14 protein-coding genes and 1 riboswitch are annotated in these 20,760 nt (G+C 43.2%); of the genes, 6 read left to right on the top strand and 8 right to left on the bottom strand.

All coding sequences use genetic code 11. The features are described from left to right. Positions 1–306: 306 nt before the first annotated feature. The 4 genes from V7K50_RS16235 to V7K50_RS16220 form a co-directional block, all read right to left on the bottom strand. Positions 307–699 (bottom strand): hypothetical protein, encoded by a 393-nt coding sequence (locus tag V7K50_RS16235; protein ID WP_334961682.1) that lies wholly within the window; start codon positions 697–699, stop codon positions 307–309. Positions 700–908: 209 nt separating this feature from the next. Continuing rightward, positions 909–2,618, bottom strand: a complete 1,710-nt coding sequence (locus V7K50_RS16230) for an aconitase/3-isopropylmalate dehydratase large subunit family protein (protein WP_334961680.1) — start codon at positions 2,616–2,618, stop codon at positions 909–911. Beyond that, on the bottom strand, positions 2,602–3,693 hold the full coding sequence (locus V7K50_RS16225) for an isocitrate/isopropylmalate dehydrogenase family protein (RefSeq protein WP_334961678.1): 1,092 nt from the start codon (positions 3,691–3,693) through the stop codon (positions 2,602–2,604). Before V7K50_RS16225 ends, V7K50_RS16230 begins: the two co-directional genes overlap by 17 nt. 221 nt (positions 3,694–3,914) lie before the next feature. After that, positions 3,915–6,092: a patatin-like phospholipase family protein gene (locus V7K50_RS16220; RefSeq protein WP_334961676.1), complete on the bottom strand. Its 2,178-nt coding sequence runs from the start codon at positions 6,090–6,092 to the stop codon at positions 3,915–3,917. Positions 6,093–7,225: 1,133 nt separating this feature from the next. On the opposite strand from V7K50_RS16220, the gene ntrB reads away from it, so the two are divergent. The 5 genes from ntrB to V7K50_RS16195 all read left to right on the top strand — a co-directional run bounded on the left by ntrB (position 7,226) and on the right by V7K50_RS16195 (position 15,519). Continuing rightward, positions 7,226–8,077: a nitrate ABC transporter permease gene (gene ntrB / locus V7K50_RS16215; protein WP_334961674.1), complete on the top strand. Its 852-nt coding sequence runs from the start codon at positions 7,226–7,228 to the stop codon at positions 8,075–8,077. Between the two features lie 87 nt (positions 8,078–8,164). Continuing rightward, positions 8,165–9,607, top strand: a complete 1,443-nt coding sequence (locus V7K50_RS16210) for an ABC transporter substrate-binding protein (protein ID WP_334961672.1) — start codon at positions 8,165–8,167, stop codon at positions 9,605–9,607. Between the two features lie 53 nt (positions 9,608–9,660). Then, the gene (locus V7K50_RS16205; RefSeq protein ID WP_334962017.1) at positions 9,661–10,497 is read left to right on the top strand and encodes an ABC transporter ATP-binding protein; all 837 of its coding nucleotides are present in this window, start codon (positions 9,661–9,663) and stop codon (positions 10,495–10,497) included. 17 nt (positions 10,498–10,514) lie between these two features. Then, positions 10,515–10,650, top strand: a riboswitch (cyclic di-AMP (ydaO/yuaA leader). 247 nt (positions 10,651–10,897) lie between these two features. Further along, positions 10,898–11,518 (top strand): universal stress protein, encoded by a 621-nt coding sequence (locus V7K50_RS16200; RefSeq protein ID WP_334962015.1) that lies wholly within the window; start codon positions 10,898–10,900, stop codon positions 11,516–11,518. Positions 11,519–12,399: 881 nt separating this feature from the next. Continuing rightward, positions 12,400–15,519: an MFS transporter gene (locus V7K50_RS16195; RefSeq protein WP_334961670.1), complete on the top strand. Its 3,120-nt coding sequence runs from the start codon at positions 12,400–12,402 to the stop codon at positions 15,517–15,519. A gap of 336 nt (positions 15,520–15,855) precedes the next feature. Here V7K50_RS16195 and V7K50_RS16190 read toward each other — a convergent pair whose 3' ends face one another. The 3 genes from V7K50_RS16190 to V7K50_RS16180 all read right to left on the bottom strand — a co-directional run bounded on the left by V7K50_RS16190 (position 15,856) and on the right by V7K50_RS16180 (position 18,575). Continuing rightward, positions 15,856–16,686 carry a dienelactone hydrolase family protein gene (locus tag V7K50_RS16190; RefSeq protein ID WP_334962013.1) on the bottom strand — a complete coding sequence of 277 codons (831 nt, stop codon included), beginning with the start codon at positions 16,684–16,686 and terminating at the stop codon, positions 15,856–15,858. A gap of 327 nt (positions 16,687–17,013) precedes the next feature. Beyond that, positions 17,014–17,535: a DUF29 family protein gene (locus tag V7K50_RS16185; RefSeq protein ID WP_334961668.1), complete on the bottom strand. Its 522-nt coding sequence runs from the start codon at positions 17,533–17,535 to the stop codon at positions 17,014–17,016. Between the two features lie 416 nt (positions 17,536–17,951). Next, positions 17,952–18,575 carry a class I SAM-dependent methyltransferase gene (locus tag V7K50_RS16180; RefSeq protein ID WP_334961666.1) on the bottom strand — a complete coding sequence of 208 codons (624 nt, stop codon included), beginning with the start codon at positions 18,573–18,575 and terminating at the stop codon, positions 17,952–17,954. Positions 18,576–18,668: 93 nt separating this feature from the next. Here V7K50_RS16180 and hemH point away from each other — a divergent pair, with 93 nt between their 5' ends. Beyond that, positions 18,669–19,835 (top strand): ferrochelatase, encoded by a 1,167-nt coding sequence (gene hemH / locus V7K50_RS16175; RefSeq protein WP_334961664.1) that lies wholly within the window; start codon positions 18,669–18,671, stop codon positions 19,833–19,835. A 209-nt stretch (positions 19,836–20,044) separates the two neighbouring features. On the opposite strand, the gene V7K50_RS16170 is transcribed toward hemH, so the two are convergent. Beyond that, entirely contained in the window at positions 20,045–20,578 is a 534-nt protein-coding gene (locus V7K50_RS16170; RefSeq protein ID WP_334961662.1) for a DUF4126 domain-containing protein, read from the bottom strand. Between the last annotated feature and the right edge of the window lie 182 nt (positions 20,579–20,760).

Genomic DNA, 20,760 nt, shown 5'->3' with positions numbered 1-20,760 from the left:
AGATACAACGCTTGTCCTCACTGCTTCCCAGCCTAGAGGCTGGGAACCCATTCTGGGAGGGCTGCCGCCTCCAGTGACTTGACCAGAGGCAGTAGCCCATTCAGAATACATTCCCAGCCTGGAGGCTGGGAACGAGGGGACACGAGCTTTTGGGGTTTTCTTAGTGCCATTCTAATGATGGCCTTTGAGGGGTTAATCCGGTGAAACCGGACTCAGAGGCCATTTGATGATTTGACATAAATTAAGCGCGATCGCGCTTAATTTATGTCGTATTTTGCCTGGAACTTCAACTCAGTAAAATTGAAACTATTCTTCGACAATTTCAATTATTTTTGGCGGCTGAACCTCTTCCGCATCAATATTGATTTCTGGGCTAAGTTCATTTTTCAGTTTTAGTTTTAGCTCCTCTGAAATGGGTAAATCTTTAATTTCTTTGAGGAGGAATCTTACCGATTCGGTTTTACTACGTTCCGTATAAATGGCCTTGAGAACAGCTTCAATTCCGTATCCGGCTACAGTATCCCCAACAACCGTTATTAGACCAAGTATTGCTATACCTCCGACGATGCCAAATGGCCCTCCTAAAGCTGTGATAGCAGCTGCAACGGCGGCGGAACTTCCCCCTGACATGACTGTTAGAATCACGAGAATTACGCCAGGAAGACCTAGACCAGCAAGTTTCTTAACGATTTCGTCCATTTGAATTACCTAAAATCCTTTGTTGGTTAAAACATTACTAAAGGTACGAGAATGGAGTCTTTGTAAATAAAGAAACCGATCTCAAAACTAGACTAAACTAAATAAGAGTCATTCGCGCTCAGATTGGGTTAATATTTTTTGAGTTCGATATCTATTTACCCCGATATGATAATTAGATTTGGTTGGGGTTCCAATCCCCAATGCTCAATTCAATCAAAGCGATCGCTAATTTTTCCATTTACAGCAGATATAGCCACTGTTCTTGGTGAGGCCAAATAATTTTTGCCCGTTGGATCGCCACTGCGTCCTTTAAAATTGCGATTGGTTGCATAAATCCCTGTTTCTTCTTTTGCCAAAACCCCAAGTCCAGAATTGATACAAGCCCCACAACCTGTCTTGAGAATCTGTGCCCCTGCTTGTTCAAAAATGTCGAGATAGCCTAACTCTTGGGCTTGTTCTCGGATTTCAATAGTTGCAGGTACAATAAATAAGTTTACACCGTCTGCCAGGTGGCGACCGTGCAAAACTTCGGCTGCCTGAGCCAAGTCGTAGAGTTTACCCCCAGTACAAGAGCCAATAAAAGCTTTAGTAATTGGAATGTCTTCTAATTGACTAATGGCAACTACTTGATCCGGTTTCGGGGGACGTGCGACTTGCGCTTCTAAATCACTGAGGTCAAATTGATAAATCATTTCGTACTCAGCATCAGCATCGCCGAATATCTCTGCAAATTCTTGGGAAACTCGGTTTTTTAAATAGTCACGGGTCACTTCATCAGGAACAATCAAGCCACAGATTGCACCACACTCTACAGACATATTGGCTAAAGTCAACCGTTCATCAAAGGGCAGTTGTGCAAGGATTGACCCTCTAAACTCCATTACCTTACTGCTAGCACCAGCACAGCCGATTTTTCCCAGGATAAATAGGATAATATCTTTGGCACTGATTTTAGCTGGCAAGGTTCCAGACAACTCAAATACTAGAGTTGGAGGAACACGAATCCACATATCTCCAGTAGCATAAATATTAGCCATATCGGTGGTTCCTACCCCCGTGGAAAAGGCTCCCAATGCCCCGTAGGTGCAGGTATGGGAATCTGTACCAGCAATCACCATTCCTGGTCGGATAAAGCCTTTTTCTGGGAGTAAAACGTGACAGATGCCTGCTGCTTCCCCTGGGGAAACCACATCAAATAAGTGGCATCCTTGAACTTTAGCAAACTCAACCATCTGTTCATACATGACATGAGCTTTGTCATCAGCACGGATGTCGTTGACTTGGATAAAGTGATCTGCTACTAAAACCAGCTTTTGAGAGTCCCATAACTTTGCACCTTCTCCATACTCTTGATAAAATGTCTTCGCCACAGGCGCGGCCACAGCATCATGTGATAATGCTAAATCGACCTGGGCAAAAACCACTTCTCCCGGCTGGACGTAGGAATTGCCGGAGGCTTTGGCCAAGAGTTTTTCGACTAAAGTCATCGGTCGGGTTGGGGTCAGGCTGGGAGGAATGGTAATCTGTCCCTGACGACGCAGCTGATTAAAAGACATTAGCCCACCGGCGGCTGCGATCGCATCAACTACAGGATTCTCCTGTTTTTCCCCCAAAATTTCTAGGGACAGTCCAATATTGATGCTATTACGATAAAAAATCTCCGCAAACGATCGCGCCCGAATCTTTTCAATTCCAGCCGCTTGGAGGGCAATGGGGGCAATTTCTCGACTGGAACCACAGCCGAAATTTTCTCCTGCTTCAATCACATTGTATTTTAACAGTTCACCTGCACCAATAATATGTTCTAAAGCATAGTGTTTTAAGTTATCAGGGTCATCTCTTGTCGCCCGATTTGCCGGAATAATATCATCGGTATTGATATCATCTCCCAGATGCAAAATGTTATTTCTGTGACTCATGAAGCACTCCTAATTGACAATATTCCACAACTGAAAGTTCTTCAAGGAAAAGGTCAACTAAGGTTGCAGTGTTAACTAAAATTTCTTCTCCTTCGGTAAACAAATCAGCTGTTCGGTATCCCTGAGCTAAAATTCGGTCTTGCGCTCCAATCATCCGTTGGGCAGCCTGTATTTCTCCCCATTGTTGAAGCATTAAAATACAGGCTCCAAGGGTGCCAAGAGGATTAGCAATTCCTAAACCTGCAATGTCTGGGGCTGTACCGTGAATCCCTTCGTACAGCCCAAATCCATTAGCATTAAGACTCGCTGATCCTAACAAGCCAATTGAGCCAACTAATGCACCGCCAATATCGCTCAGAATATCTCCAAATAGATTCCCCGCCAAAATTACATCAAACCTCTGGGGATTGAGAACCATAAGCATAGCTAAGTTATCTACGAGTATGGCTTCAACCACAACCCCAGAAAACTGTGTAGCTTCTTCTTGAACTAAACGAGTCCAAGGCAAATGAGGCAAGGCGTTTTCTTTGTGGGCTACGGTGAGTAACCCCCGGCGGGCTTGGGCTTGCTCTAAGGCTTTGCGAGCAATTCGACGAATCTCTTCATCGTAATAGCGCATCGTATGATACCCATAAGCTCCTTGATCGTCTGAGCATCGTCCAGATGGTCCAAAATAAATCCCACTAACTAGTTCTCGAACGATGAGAATATCGAGTCCTTGAATTTTCTCTGGTCGAAGGCTAGATTTATGCAGGAGACTTTTAAAGCTACGGATTGGACGAAGATTGCAAAAAAAGTCGAAGTGTTTTCGGAGTTCTAGCAGTCCGCCTTGAGTAACCGCACCAAATACAATTCCATCGGCTCCATCGCACAGTTCGACGGTGGCTTGAGGGAAATAACTACCCAGTTGCTCAAAGGCAGTTGGACCAAGCCAGCCATAGTCTACCTGCAAAGTAAACCCTTCAATTTTAGCGACGTGTTGCAGAATTTTTAAGGAAGCTTCCACAACTTCTAGCCCAATCCCTTCCCCAGGAATGGCGACGATCCGATAAGATGCCTTACTTAAAGACCCCATTTCGACCTATTGAAAATTACTGGCTCCACTCCGTTCTGATTAAGAAAAGCTCAAAGGATATTTGAAAAGTCTTATTGTCGGTATCAAAAGTTTTAGATCCCCCTAAATCCCCCTTAAAAAGGGGGACTTTGATTCCGGTTCCCCCCTTTTTAAGGGGGGTTAGGGGGGATCTAAAAGTACCTAAAGTAACCGCAAAACACTTTTCAAACATCCTCTCAGATTTAGGTTGATAAAATACTACACAATTCATCGATTTCTTGACTTTTTTCTTGAATCAGTGTGTTAGCTAAAGCTTGTAACTGCCGGACATTTTCTGGCTTGGCATTATCTATGGTTTCGAGTTCACTTTTTAAGAATGTTTGAAATCGATAATAAGAACTTTTATTACCTTTATTATTAGCCTCAAACAACCGTTCTAATTGTCCAGCTACTACTTCACTGCCACCGTCAAGCACAATATCTAACAGAGGTTTTGCCCATTGCAATAGCCCCCATTTTTTAACTTCTTCATAAGGGTAGACACTAGTTAGGGAACCGGCACCCAAGGATACTACTAAGATATCCTCTATATTCAGAACTTGTTGGTTTTCTTGCCTACTAATTTGCGCTTCTAAAATAGCCAAATTAGCTGGATTATTAGCGACTACTCCGCCATCGACTAAAGTATAGAAGCCGTTGGTATTATGGGAGCTACCAACGCGATAGGGAGCAAAATAAGTCGGAGTTGCACTAGTTGCCAATGCCGCATCTGTGAGGGTAAAACCTGAGCATAACTTGCGAAACCTTTTCGATTCTGTCTGTTGCTTTTCGAGTTTGTTAGTAAAGAATATGGGAATTCGCTGCTCGATGTCGTAGCTAGTTACGAAAACTTCTTTGAGATTATTTTCTAGAGGAGTGTCGCCAAAATATTGCCTGATAATTTCTTCTCTGCCTTCAGAAGAATATTTTGGTTGGACGAATATATCCTCTAGTTGACCAAGTATTTGTTCCCAGAATGGCTCGTAAAATATCTCAGCCCCATACTCAAGATATATTTGGAGGAGATTGTCAGCGCTGTATTGGGCGACGGGCGAACTATCAGTTGCGTCTAAGTCTAAATTTAATCGGGGTTTGGTTAATCCGAGTGCTAGAATTCCACCACTGGAAGTGCCAGAAATTAAATCGAACAAACTAAAAATCTGCTTTTGTGTCCGCTTTTCAATTTCTGCTAATATCATGGCTGGGATAATGCCTCGAATACCGCCTCCATCAATGGCAAGTATTTTATATTTGGGATTGGCTTTAGTATTCATAGTTTTTTGCGATCGCTCCTGAGTTAATGTTTGCTCTTGGGTATTGACTGCAACTTGACTTTGGCTAATTTTGGCTGTTTCAGATTTCTCCTCTTTTGGTTGGGTAGTTTGAATGTTCGCAGCTTTTTCGCTCTGTCTTGTTGTCCCTTTTTTTGTCTTTGGGTGACGCTCGTCCCTCGCTACTCCTACCACAGTTTTCGTCTGGGTTGGGATGCCAGTTTCTACAATTGGGGGAACCTCAACAGATATTTGCTGCAACTCGGCTTCACTGACAGCAATTACTTCAACGGGGAGAACTTCTGGAATCAACTGACTCTCTTCCACCAGCACCAAAGTTTCCGTAGAATCTCCATTCTCAGAACTACTCGCTGCCCGATCTTGTCTCTCACTGTCGTTCGATGATTGTGTAATTCCAAATGGAATTTGTGCTAAATCCCAATTAGGATTGCCACGCAAGTTTCCATCATGGCCATTTACAGTCTGGTCTTTTACAGTTGTTCCTTGTCCTTCGTTTAATGCCCAGTAAGCGACTAATCCTTGTTCATTTCCCACTAGAGGCTGATAGCGATGGCTCTGGATTTCCACTGGGGGACAGGGGTAATTCCAGATGCTAATGTTAGCTAATTGACCTGTGAAATATATGTTGTTGTGTAAAGTCGCGCCCAGAGTCACAGAACTAGTTGCTTTGTTTAAAGAGTCACCTGTAAAATAACCAAAATACTCATGGTCATCAAGATATATACTCACTTGACCTTTATTAAAAACAATGGCAAAGAAGTGCCATTGTCCGACAGTTAATTCTCCATTGCCAAAACTTTTAATTTTCTTTTCAACAGTTTCATCAATGTATACATCTAGGCTCCCTGATTCACTAATGCCGAACTCAAAATTATCACTATATCGATCTGAAGAACGCGCGAAAAAAACATTGCGCGTGCCATAAGTACTGGCTTTATTTGTTAGTTTATGAGGATTCACCCATCCTGAAATTGTAAAGGCTGAACTTCCCTGGGCAAAAACACCAGCAAAATCATTTTTGCCAAAATCTATGTAATCATTTTGACCATCAAATGTCAGAACTGATTGGCTATATACCTGGTTTGTCACGAGGTTTTAATCTCCAAATAAGATAATTCGTAATTAATAAATGCAATAGATATAAATGTATTAATCTATTTGTTATAACCAAAAGTTAATTTTTCGATTAAAAAAGAAGCTAGCTTTTTTAGAACCAACGTGCTTAACTTATCTTTCAAATAATCTCAGCTTTATGAAGAAAATGCAATAGCGGATAAGACAGTTAAGTAAATATTTAAGTGGGCATTTAAATCACTTGAGTAGACAGTTAAGACTGTTAAGACACTTAAGTAGACAGTTAAGACTGTTAAGCAGATAATTAAAATATTAAAAATAATTAATAAAGAATAATTACCGAAGAAAGGGAGAGGGCAGGAGGAAGAAAATATATTTTTTGCCCTCTGCCACTTTTTTAACAGCGACCTAAGAGGATGTTTTAAAAAGGCTACGGTGTACACACAAGTCTTTTAAAGTTGCCCCACAGCTTTAGATCCCCCCTAACCCACGCCAGTCGCTCTACTTGGGGAGACCCCAAGACCGCGCTGGCTCCCCTTAAAAAAGGGAGGGACTAGAATCAAAGTCCCCCAATTTATCGGGGAATTTAGGGGGATCTACGACGATTTTGGTTTTGTACAGAGATGTGTGTACACCGTAGCTGAAAAAGGGGGGAACCGGATCAAAATCCCTCTTTTTAAGGGGCGCCACTCTTGTTGCACCTAGGGTGGTTTCCCCCATAAGCTACTGGCTGGCGTCGGGTTTCCAGACTTGTAGCAACTGCCGTCAAGAAATACGGTATCCTTAATTAAATACCCTAAATTTATACCCTAAATTTATGGTGTTTTGGGGAATTAGTCAGGGGTCACACCCACAACTAGATGGTCAATTAAGTTTGAGAACAGTGTGCAGTTATTGAAATGATCGTGAGAGTGGGCAGAAAAGAAGTAGCAGGTTGAGGCAAAAATTATGACACTCCATCCAACGCAACTATGGGTAATACCAGAAGAAACAGCACGAATTGGGCTGCTTTTCCCAAAGGGAATGTTTACATAAAGATGCGGTCAGCTTTGGGACAGTTGTACTTTGACAGTGAATTGCTAAGTCTTGTCCAAGGCTGGTACTGCTCAAGTTTTTTGTACCTGCACTTAAATCTGTTGAGGTTTTAAATGATATTTCAACTAAATTTAGCAGCGATCGCAGCGATCGCTGGGCAAGCCACTTGGAAAAAGGCAAAACCTGTCATCCTTAGAGATGTCTTCATTCTACCTGTATTGGGCTTCTTGGGAATAATTGTGTTGTGGTGGATTATTGCACTTGCCAACCATGAATTGATGCCCACCCCACCAGAAGCGCTCATTGCTAATCTAGACTATATCTTAAATCCCTTCTACCAAAGAGGCCCAGGCAATTTAGGAATTGGTTGGTTGTTGATCGCAAGTCTGCGCCGGGTATTACTGGGGTTTTTACTAGGGGCGGTAGTAGCGATTCCTCTGGGGTTTCTCATTGGGATGTCTAGATCGGCAATGCTAGCGCTCAATCCGATCATTCAAATTTTTAAACCTGTATCGCCCCTAGCTTGGCTACCCATCGCCTTAGCAATTTTCAATTTAGCAGAACCTTCCGCCATTTTTGTGATTTTTATTACCTCCTTATGGCCGACAATTATTAATACCGCATTAGGAGTTTCTAGCGTTCCCCAAGATTATTTAGATGTGGCACGAGTGCTGGAAATGCCACGTTGGAGACGAATTACAAAAATCATTTGGCCTGCAAGTTTACCGTATATTTTTACAGGTTTACGAATTAGTTTAGGCATAGCTTGGCTAGTAATCGTTGCCGTAGAAATGCTCACCGGCGGTATTGGTATCGGCTTTTTTGTTTGGGATGAATGGAGTCGTTTAAACCTGAGTTCAGTGTTTTTAGCTGTGTTTGTAATTGGCTTAACTGGGTTAATTCTAGATTACGCCGTGGGCAAAATCCAAGAATTAGTCACCCATCGCCCTAAAACTTCCAACTAACAAAATTTGGCTGCTATCAAAACAGCAAGATTTAATCAGACTCTGCACCGGAAGCAGGAGTAATTAATCACCAATGGAGCAACAAAAATGGGTGATAATAACTGGACTCGACGAGATTTTATCAAAGGAATAGGAGCATCCACAACAGGCATAGCGTTGTCCTCTTGTGCGATTTCAGGAGATCGATCCGCCAAAGGACTAACTGAAGAAGCCTTAGCTGTACAACCAGTAATTAGATCCCAAGATTTAGAAAAATCAGATATTACCGTTGGTTACGTTCCCGTTAATGATTGTGCGCCATTTGCGATCGCCTGGAAAAAAGGCTTCTTCCGCAAATACGGTTTAAACGTCACACTCAACCGCGAAGCTAGTTGGGCCACCTCCCGCGACGGTTTAATATTTGGTCGTCTAGATGCTTCACCCGTAGTATCCGGTGCCGTCACCAACGCCAGAATTGGTGCCGAAGGCGCACGCCACGCCCCCTTGTGTGCAGCCATGACCATCCACCGCCACGGTAATGCCATGACCATGAACAAAGCCATGTGGGATTTTGGGCTACGTCCGTGGTATGAGTATCAAGAAAAATATGGCGATGGTGCTTTAGAAGCCTTTGGGCGCGATTTCCGAGGCTACTTTGACAAGCAGCCGCCAGAAGGCAAAGTTTGGGCGGTTGTTCTCAGTTCCGCCATTTACGAATACTTTGTCCGTTATGTGTCCGCCGCCGCAGGTGTTGATCCGCTTAAGGAGTTTCGGATCATTATTGTTCCGCCACCCCAAATGGTGACAAACGTGCGGATTGGTGCAATGCAAGCTTACATGGTTGCAGAACCTTGGAATACACGAGCAATAACAGGTAACGAAAACATCGGCTTTACCTTCGCCCAAGGTAAAGAAGTCTGGTTGGGACATCCAGATCGACTCTTGGGAGTGATGGAATCTTTCATCAACAAATATCCCAAAACCTATCGTTCTCTAGTCAAAGCAATGATTGAAGCTTGTCAATATTGCAGCAAAGTAGAAAATCGCCAAGAAGTAGCCGAACTGCTTACAGAGCGTTCTTTTACAGGTGCTAGACCAAAAAAGAAAGATGCCCCAATTGCAAAGTTTACAAGTCCGGGAATTCTCGGTAACTACAACTATGGCGGCTTTGACGGCAAAGATCGCACCATCAAAGCTGCTGACACCACAATTTTCTTCGATATCCCTAACAACATTCCCCAACAGCCAGGAGAACACTCAACATTTTTATGGAGATCGAGAAGTATCTGGTTAATGACACAAGCAGCGCGTTGGGGACAAATTCATAAATTCCCCAAAAATGCCGAGAAAGTAGCAGAACAAGGGTGGAGAACAGATTTATATCGGCAGATAGCATCAGAAATGGGCATCCAATGTCCTAAGGATGATTACAAGGTCGAACCACCAGAAGTATTTATAGATAAGAAAGGCTTCGACCCTAGCGATCCGGTAGGCTATCTGAATAGTTTTCCCATCAGGGCTAACGCACCGACTCGCTTTTTCATGTCTTAAATCCTAAGTTCAAATATTGATTGATGCCTTAATTATTTGCGGAGCATTTGATGATGGAATATACCTCATTACCAATTAATACCCAGACCGAAGTTCTGCCCCGCACCGGATTTTTAGAAATTGAAAATTTAGTCAAGTCTTATCCGACACCTGATAAAGATAACTTTGTCGTTTTAGATGGGGTTAATCTCACCATTGGTGAAGATGAATATATTTCTGTAATTGGTCACTCAGGTTGTGGGAAATCAACCCTACTAAAGATAGTAGCTGGTTTAGAAAAAGCTACTTCCGGCTCAGTCAGGCTAGATGGAAAAGAAATTCGTCAGCCGGGAGCCGAAAGGATGATGGTATTTCAAAACTATTCGCTGTTACCTTGGTTAACAGCGCGAGAAAATATCCGTTTAGCTGTGGATGAAGTGCTAAAAAATGCTAATAAGGCTGAGAAAATTAGCATTGTCAATCAACACTTAGCAATGGTAAACTTGACGGCGGCGGCTGACAAATATCCTGATGAAATTTCTGGAGGGATGAAACAACGAGTAGGTATTGCCAGAGCTTTAGCAATTCGTCCGAAAATGTTGCTGATGGATGAACCTTTTGGGGCATTAGATGCGCTAACTCGCGGTAAATTGCAGCGCCAGGTATTGGATATTTGGGAAAATAATCGTCAAGCAGTGATGATGATTACCCACGATGTAGATGAAGCGATTTATATGTCCGATCGCATCGTCTTGATGACCAATGGCCCATCTGCTAGTATAGGAGAGATTTTAGAAGTTCCTTTTGAGCATCCACGCGATCGCGCCGCCATGCGAAATTCAAAAGAATATTTTGAACTCCGCAACCACGCCCTGAATTTCCTTGACCGATATTTTGCCCAAGACGAGTAAATTAGATTATCATTTTTTTTAGTGGGTAGCCTAATTCAAATTCATGAAAGCTGGATTTGGAACGGAGGAACCAATGTTTGGGGCTAATCTTACGAGAGACACCTTCCAGTCTTAGCCCGTCAGCTAACTCCGTAGGCAATGGAAGGAACCCCCAAGATTTTGGCTGTAATACAGTTATTATTGGGGTTTCCTTGACCGATTTAAGATTTGAGATTTTGGTTATCGTCACTCAATCTAAAATCCAAAATCCTTCGACTGAGCGACTTGTGCCGAGCATCTCGACTTCGCTCGATGGAGCCGGAGCCAAGGTAAGCCGAAGTCCAAAATCTAAAATTTGTCCCCCAGCTTCTCATTGCTAACTCATTTAATTGGGAGAAGTAAAGCTGTGCAAATCAAACCAATGTTAGCACGTCTGCAAAGTGCCACAGGTCGAAATGACTTAATTGACCAAATGGTACTGCTGCCAGAACCAAAAAAACCTTTTTCTAAAAAACCTCAAAGCTCAAAAGCAGTTAACTTAATTGTTGCATACAACGCATCTCCTAACAGTCATACGGCATTAGATATTGCTTTCTGGATTGCCCATCAAACCCGTTTAGCTACTAATGCCCAAGTTACAGTTCAAGCCGTTTATGTGCTAGAAGATAATCAAAGCAGTCAGTATCCAAATATCTTGAGCTTTCCACAACAACAGCCGCCATTAGAATGTCAGGTTAGTGAAGTATCAAAGTCTGTCACACTGGTATTAACTCAACCCAAATTGCAGACTGTGGTAACTCCCCTACAACAAGCAGATAGAATTCTCTGGCAAGCCCGAAGTCTGGCTGAAGAATGGCAGGGTTCTTTCAAATCTCATTTGCGGTTTGGCTGCATTTCCACAGAACTTCACAAAGTTGTTGCATTAGAATCTGCCGATATCCTATTTTTAGGTTGCAACTCTGTCAATCATCCGATGATTGAAGCACTAGGTTCTAATTTCCCCTGTGCCGTTTTGGGTATTCCCAGTTGTATTGATGAATAATCGCTGTTTAAAATTTCAGTAATTTTTGTCAAATTTTGATCATAGATTCAGTCACCTAAAACTAGGTGGCTTTTTTAGCCACTAACCTAAATGAGCTATGAACAAAAAGATCCCCGACTTCTTCAAGAAGTCGGGGATCTAAGCCTCTCGGTAAAGAGAAAATAAGGGAGCATCCCAATACGGTTCAGTTAAGGCTAAAACTCTTTATCAAAGTCAAATTTTTTAACGTAGACGCTTCTCTACGAGACGCTACGCGAACGGCTTCCCGCAGGGTACCGCAGAGGCACAGAGGGAACAGAGAGAAGAAAAAAATGCTTACAGCTATTTTCAGGTAAATAGACCACGCGGTAGGGGCACAGCAATGCTGTGCCCTTACGACAGATGTGGTTCAAATACATGAAAACTGCTGTAACTGAACCGTATTGGGGAGCATCCCAAATGTGCAAGTTTATTTTTATCCGGGATTTTGGCTTAGGCCAATAATGAAATAACGAACCGCCAAGGAAAGAGGTTGGTACAGGGTTTTTCTGCTAGTCTTATGCCTTTTGGCAAAATTGGGATGCTCCCGAAAATAAAATAGGATTCCTATATGAAATTAAGTTTTGATAAATCGCTATAAACAAGCAATTAAAAATTAAAAATAAAGGGTACAGACTTAATCTTAAGTATCAATTTAATTAAGCTTTTCACCAAAAGATAGTAAAAGTTATATCTTCCGCATATCAGGGTTTCAGCCTTTGGAGAGATGCTTTAAACAGGTAAATTCTACGATTCTGATCTAAACGGTTAGGTATTGCCATAGGTAAAAACATAAATACTAAGAGTTGCTTCTCAAGAAATTCTTAATTCCCCCAAATTTAAACTTAGTAGAAGGAAATCCAATGTTCCAAAGTACGGAAATCATGCTGGGACTATACAAACCCCTATTGTGGGTGGCACAGACTCAAGTAGATGCCTCAAACATCACACCAGCACAGGCATCGGTTCTCACTTCCGGGCCGCGCTTTTTTGTGGCTTTAATCTCCGGTGTGATTCTAGCCTTTGCTTTCCAATTAGTTCTAACTAATCTCTCCCTTGCAGCCGGTATTTCCTATCTGGGGCATTCATCTGACTCGAATTCAGATAATGGGGAAGTCGAAAGTTTCGGCGGTACGATTCGCAAAATCGGCACAGCAGTAGGAATTTGGACATTAGTCACGGTGACGATCGCACTTTTAATCGCCACTTTCCTCGCAGTAAAATTAAGCCTGTTATTTTCAGATCCAGGGAAAGGAGCAATTCTCGGTTTGGTGATTTGGGGTGCTTACTTTTTGCTCCTCGTTTGGGTAAGTTCCACCACAGTCGGCTCCTTAGTTGGCTCAGTCGTCAATACGGCAACATCCGGCTTTCAGGCGATTATGGGGACTGCTACCGCCGCCCTCGGCGCGAAAGCTGTCAATAACCAAGTAGTCGCCACAGCTGAAGCCGCCGCCGCCGCTATCCGTCGAGAACTAGGAAGCGCCATCGACCCTGGGAGTATCCGGGAGAACATTGAAGATTACTTAGAAAAAATCCGTCCTCCAGAGTTAGATGTGTCGAAAATTCGGAGTGATTTTGAAAATTTACTCAACGATCCGCAATTAAAAGCGATCGCTGGGACTCCAGATATCCGCAACATCGATCGCCAGAAGTTCATCGAGTTAGTCAGCAGTCGTACCGATCTTTCCAAAAAAGACGTTACCCGCATTGCTGATACCTTGTATAAAGTTTGGCAGCAAGTAGTAAGTCAACAACCACCCACGGAAGATCGTTTGGGTGAGTTAATGGATTATCTCAAATCACTCCCACCCGGACAAAACAAAACAGATGAACTCAACGCCAAGCTGGAGCGGTTATTAGCAGAAAAGCGTGATTCTAAAGGTTCTGACCAAAAGCCAGCTACCGGGCCAATTCAAAGTACACTCCAGCAGGGATTATCTGCCTTAACCGGCATTGTGTTGGGACGCACAGATTTGTCTGATTTGGATGTGGAAAAAATCTTGGGTAGTCTCACCACCGCTAAAGATAAAGTCACCGAACAAGCAGATAAGCTAGGGTTGCCAACACCATCACAACCCTATAGTCCAATTCGGGCTGATGTGGAAAACTACCTGTACAATACTTATGCTTGGCAACTGAGTACAGAAAAAATTGCCGATGAATTTCATGATGTCATCTACGACCCAGCCGCCGACCCTGGAATCGTCCGCAGGGAACTAGAACGCCTATCCCGCAATGATTTCGCCAAAATTTTGCAACAACGAGGATTGCTTACTCAAGGTCAAATTGAGCGCATTGCAAATCAGCTAGAACTTGTCCGCCAAGAAGTGCTGGTGACAGTGAGAGCGATCGAAGAAAGAGAGATAGTCCAAGACTTGCAACGCGCTGTAGAAAGTTATTTGCTGGTGACTTCCAAGGCAGATTTGACAGCCGAAGGCATTGAGAAGAATTTTAAACCACTGTTGCAAGACTCAGACGCAGATTATGAAACCCTGACATTGCGATTGGCGCACATTGAACGTCAGGAAATTCGGGAGATATTGCTGCAACGTAATGATGTCCAGCTATATGAAGTAGACAGCATTCTCGACGAATTGGAAAAACAACGCGATCGCGTCTTGGTAGAATCCAAAGGACTAGCTGAACAAGCACAATATCAAGCAGAAACCCTGTGGTTGAATGTAGAATCATATCTGCGTAACACCGGAAAATCAGAATTGAATCCTGATGCCATCCGCGCCGACTTCAAAAAGTTACTGGAAGATCCCCAAGCTGGAATTAGCTCAATTCGGGCGCGGTTATCTCGCTTTGACCGTGATACCTTGGTGCAATTGTTGAGTCAGCGCGAAGATTTGAGTGAAGACCAAGTTAATCAAATCATCAATGCTACTGAGGAGTCATGGCATAATATTCGCCACACACCCCAAGCTGTAGTGGATAAAGCTAAAGAGCAATATGACTCTGTTACCACCACGATCGCAGATTATCTGCGGAATACTGGGAAACAAGAACTGAATCCAGAAGGTATTCAACGAGATTTGACCAAATTGTTTGAAAATCCCCAAGAGGGAGCCGTCGCACTGCGCCGTCGGTTGTCCCAGGTAGACAGGGATACACTGGTGAAATTACTCAGTCAACGTCAAGACTTGAGTGAACAACAAGTCAATGAAATCATTGATTCCACCCAAACTTCCATTCGTAACTTTGTACGTGCGCCTCGTCGCCTAGCTAGCCGTACCCAGCAAAGAATGGAAACATTTAAAGGTTATCTAGAAGAGTATTTGCGCCAAACTGGTAAGGAAGAACTAAATCCCGAAGGTATCAAACGCGACTTGCAATTATTGTTGCACGATCCGCGAGTGGGCGTAGAAAGTTTTAGCGATCGCCTTTCCCATTTTGATCGTTCTACGATCATCGCCCTGCTGAAAATTCGGGAAGATATTTCTGATGAAGAAGCGGCGCGGATTGCCGATAACATGGTATCCGTAAGGGATCAATTTGTCGAACAAGTACGGAGCATCCAACGAGGCATTCAAGATGCAATTGACGGGGTTTTTGCCCGCATCCGTAACTATCTCAACTCCCTGGATCGCCCAGAACTCAACTATGACAACATCAAGCGTGATGTTCGCACATTTTTTGACGATCCCCAGGCGGGGTTTGATGCCCTACGCGATCGCCTCTCCTCTTTTGATCGTGATACCCTAGTGGCAATTATGAGTTCTCGTGAGGACATCTCCGAGGAAGATGCCAACCGGATCATCGACCAAATTGAACGGGCACGCAACACAGTATTGCAACGTGCAGAACGCATACAGCACGAAGCCCAACGCCGCCTAGAAGAGGTGAAAATTCAGGCACAACGGCAAGCAGAAGAAACCCGCAAAGCCGCAGCTACAGCCGCTTGGTGGCTCTTTGCCACAGCATTCGTCTCCGCGATTTTCTCAGCATTCGGAGGAGCGATCGCTGTGATTACGGCGTAGTCTCACAAGTTTTCTCCGCTAAATTTTCAGCCTCCCGTTATGGGGGGCTTTTCTATGTTTTGCATATATGGCAATACGGTTCAGTTAAGCATTTTTTTCTTCTCTCTGTTTCCTCTGTGCCTCTGCGGTTCGTTAAAAAAATTGACTTTGATAAAGAGTTTTCGCCTTAACTGAACTGTATTGGCATATATGGGACTTCCAAGAAATAAATTATCCAAATAAACGAACCACAGAGGCACAGAGAACACAGAGAAAGGAAAAGAGGTTTTGAATTTTACTCCCCTTCCCTTGTAGGGAAGGGGCTGGGGGTTAGGTCTGTATTTGCCTCATCCCATACTACACGCCATGCTGCTTAAACCATGCCAAAAGACGTTTCCAACCTTCTTTGGCTTCTTTTTCGCGGTAGGAGGGGCGATAATCGGCAAAAAATGCGTGGGGTGCATCGGGGTAGACGATGATTTCAGATTTGCTGCTGCTGGACTTTAAGCCTACGCGCATCTGTTCTACTGTATCTACGGGAATCCCCGTATCTTTGCCACCATAGAGTCCGAGAATCGGGACTGTCAGCGCTGATGCAATATCGATGGGATACTTCGGCTGAAGTTCGGTAGCATCGCCCACGAGTCGCCCGTACCAGGCTACACCTGCTTTAACGTGGGGATTGTGTGCTGCATATAACCAGGTAATGCGACCGCCCCAACAAAAGCCTGTAATTCCTAACTTATTGCCATTACCCTTAGCTGATTTCTTTGCCCAGTTTACTGTAGCATCAAGATCAGATAACACCTGGGCATCAGGAACTTTGGCAACAATTGGGCGAATTTCGTCTATGCTACTTAACTTTGAGACATCGCCTTGACGGATGAATAATTCGGGTGCGATCGCTAAATACCCCAAGTGGGCAAAGCGACGAGTGATATCCTGAATATGCTCATGTACACCAAAGATTTCTTGAATTACCAGGACGATGGGGAAGTTCTCACCACGAGCAGGTGCGGCTCTGTAAGCAGGGATTTCGCCATCTTTGACGGGAATTTTCACCGCACCAGCTACTAACCCCTTAGCATCGGTGGTGATCGCTTCGGCAGAAATTGGTTGTACTGCGAGGGCAAAACCCGTCGCTAGACTGGCTGTTGCAATAAATTTGCGGCGAGTTACTTCTTGCATCATCTCTACCTTAAATTGACGAAGACTTGATTGTTGCTTATCCGTACAGTACTATAATGCGAATACTACGGTTTACCAATCAGTTTACTGCAATATTGGCTTTGTTTGCTACCTAAGTTTTCGCCTGTAGAGAAAGAGCGATCGCTATCTAAAAGTAGTTTTTCACAGGATTTAAAACCGTTACAAAACTTAATTACGAATTATTTAATTTCTCCTTAAACTGTCTAAATATTTTATTTTAGGCAATTGACAAACTTCAAGTAAAATTGTATTTTACTTATAAATTTAAAATAGCAAAATAGACTTGGAAGTCTCTGAGCCATCGCTTTATTTTTCTCGATTTATCCAATCTTCTCCACCAGCTAACTGACTAAGATAATCATCCATAATCGCTGGTAATTCCTTTGGCGAATAAGTATATGTTAAAGCTAGTAAACTACTTGCTGTAGTTAAAATCTGGTTTTTATCTAGCATCGCCGACAACTGAGAGCGAGTAAATTTGCCGTTCATCGCTTCCTCACTCGCATCTGCGATCGCATCTTCAATCACTTCCTCTTCTATCAAATTTTGCCATTCGCCTAAATTAATATAATAAGAGGTTTTATTATCTTTGATATTCAGCTTTTTAATTTCTCGGATGGAATTACGAATAGAATTTGCCCATGAACCAGTTAATCGTTGTTCTACTTGGTTCTTAATCAAATGAATCAGCAGAATCTTTAAATAAGCTTGGATATTTCGCAGAATAGCTTGTTTACTCATGCCTTCTAATTCATCTACAATTGCTAAGGCATCTGCATAACGTCCTTCCTGGATACAAGTTCTGAGGTCTATTAATTCCTGTGTCATATCTATCAACCTCAAAATTTCATTTCTTCTAGTATTTTTCATTAGAATTAGGTGTACAGATAAGGACACAGCATACTTGTATCCCTACGAGAGTCTGTACTTCACTCCATTGCAAACAGCTATTATTTCAATATAACAATTACCACTTGCACAGTTTCGGCGTAAGTTTTACCCCACCCTAACCCTCCCCGATATATTGGGGAGCCACTGCGTTGCGGGGGTTCCCCCCGTTGTAGCAAGTGGTGTGAGGGAACTAGATTTCTGGTTTCCCCCCTTTATAAGGCAGCTTCTAGCCAAACACCTTTATAAGTGGCGTGAGGGAACTAGATTTCTGGTTTCCCCCCTTTATAAAGGGGGACTAAGGGGGGTAGATTTAGGGTACATTTGCAAAACTGAGATGCTCCCCAAATTATCCTTCACTTCTTCGCCTGTATCACTTGCAAACTACCACCTGCATATAAAGTTGGCTTAACCACTTCAAACCCAGTCTCACTTAACAACTTAGCCAAATCAGTTTTCAACAATTCCCAAGCTGTTTCTGTCTCAAACAACAACAAAAATACTGATACCCCAGGCCAAAATATCGGATTTGTCGGAGCGTGAAAATCCACCAGTGTAAATACCCCTCCTGGCTTCAGCACCCGATAAACTTCATTAATAATTTTTCGTAATTGCTGAGGCTGCATCTCGTGTAATGCAACGCTTGTATGCACCACATCAAACAGATTATCTGCAAATGGCATATCTTCGGCAAAAGCTTCCACATAAGAAGCTAATGGTACATTTTGCCGCGCCCGTTGCAAAGACTTGGGTGAAGCATCTAATCCTGTTACATTTTGTGAAGACTTTACCAAAAATTCTGTCGTTTGACCACTGCCGCAACATAAATCTAAAACTTGAGTATCTGAGTCAATTATTAAGCCTTGTAAAGCAAGTTGCCGAAAACGGGCTTCACCACCTACACTTAAGGCTGCTAAACGGGAGATACCATCATACAACCACTGATATCGGTAACTCCAATCCCTTAAAATTGTTGCCATTGCATATTTCCTTGCTATTAAGCTTTATATTTAATAAAGATATATTGTTAACATTAGTAAAAAACCTGAAAAGATTGGGGGAAAGTAACTGCTATGGGTCGTGTAGGCGTCTTATTACTCAATCTCGGTGGTCCCGATAAGCTAGAGGATGTCGGGCTGTTTTTGTACAATCTATTTTCCGATCCGGAAATTATTCGCCTACCATTTCGCTGGTTGCAAAAGCCCGTAGCCTGGTTTATTGCCACGCGGCGAACCAGAACATCTCAAGAAAATTATAAGCAAATCGGTGGTGGTTCTCCACTGCGGCGGATTACAGAAGCGCAAGGCGAAGCTTTAAAAGAACAATTGGCTTATTTGGGGCAAGAAGCTAGTATGTACGTGGGAATGCGTTATTGGCATCCCTATACAGAAGAAGCGATCGCACAGATTACCCAAGATAATATCGAACACCTGGTAATACTACCACTATATCCCCAATTTTCCATCAGTACCAGTGGCTCTAGTTTTCGGCTGATAGAAAAGCTGTGGCAAGAAAATCCAAAACTTCAACCTATTGATTACACTGTCATTCCTTCTTGGTACAAACAACCAGGCTACCTCCAAGCAATAGCGGAACTCATAGCCCAGGAACTTGGACAGTATCCTAACCCCGATGAGGTTCATATATTCTTCAGCGCTCACGGCGTTCCTAAAAGCTACGTTGAAGAAGCCGGCGACCCTTACCAGCAAGAAATTGAGGAATGTACTGCTCTGATTATGCAGACCCTCAATCGACCCAATGCTCACACCCTAGCTTACCAAAGTCGTGTTGGTCCAGTAGAATGGCTCCAACCCTATACTGAAGATGCCCTGAAAGAACTAGGCGCACAAGGTGTGAAAGATTTGGTTGTGGTGCCAATCAGTTTTGTCTCAGAGCATATTGAGACACTACAAGAAATTGATATTGAGTATCGGGAAGTAGCCGAAGAATCAGGAATTCACAACTTCCGCCGCGTACCTGCTCCCAACACCCATCCAGTATTTATTAATGCCCTTGCCGAATTAGTGATTGATGCGCTGAAAAACCCCAGTTTAGAGCTTTCGCAAGCTGCCCAAATGAAAAAAAGGGTGAAAATGTACCCTCAAGAGCGTTGGGAATGGGGTCTGACAACTAGCGCTGAAGTTTGGAATGGTCGGATTGCTATGCTCGGTTTTATTGCCTTAATTATCGAGTTGATTACCGGTCACGGCTTTTTGCACATGATTGGAATTTTGCAATAAAGGTTACTGGGTACTGGGTACTGGGTACTGGGTACTGGGTACTGGGTACTGGGTACTGGGTACTGGGGACTGGGGATTGGCTACTGGTACTGGGTACTAGGAAAGACGGAGAGGGAGCAGGAGAGGTAAGGGAAGAAAATCCCCAATCCCTAGTCCCCAATCTCTAGTCCCCAGTACCCAGTCCCCAGTCCCTCATCCCCAGTCCCCAATCACCCTCGATACCAGTCATACCACTGTTTAGCACTACGAACTGCAAACCAAAGCAGTATTAAAGCAATTAATCCTCCTTGCCAGGGAGCGCCAAAGGCAAAAAGTACTAGAGCAACGCATAAGGTATCTTGAAGAAAGACTGCCCACAATGGTAAGCCACGTAACCGATAGAACCAACCAACTTGGACTAGCTGGAGTACCAAAGCTAACAAACCCCCAATTAAGGCAATCAACCAGTTTGGCGTTGCTGTTGCGTTAGCTACTGCTAACCCCATAATTGCGCCCGCGATGGGAGACATGAATAACTGAACTAGTTGGAGCGATCTTTGCCCCCATAGCTTTTTTGAGCCGAATAATTCAATTAACGACCAACTGGTGAGGCAGCCTAATAATATTGGTGGAGAAATGTGGGATAAAATTGGAACTTGTGACCACAAGTTACTACCCTGCAATAGTCCAATAATCAGCAAAGGTATGCCTATTCTCATTCCTGCTGCCGCAGATGCAGAAAGTGTGGCTAGGATTTCAATCATCAAAGCACTCGCAGCGCTAATAAATAAGTAGATATCTGTTATTTATACTACCCAGTGCAAAGAATAATTCCAGCATTAAACATTTACTCTTTAGCAATGCAATACTAAATGTTGTTGGTATCTTTATATATATTTTTTGATAATATCTGCGTATTTTTTGGTTAACAAGTTAGTAGTAAGCG

This window comes from Nostoc sp., from assembly GCF_036917135.1.
Classification (GTDB): Bacteria; Cyanobacteriota; Cyanobacteriia; order Cyanobacteriales; family Nostocaceae; genus Nostoc.
Note: the sequence above shows the minus strand (reverse complement) of the source record. Positions and strands in the feature narration are given on the sequence as shown.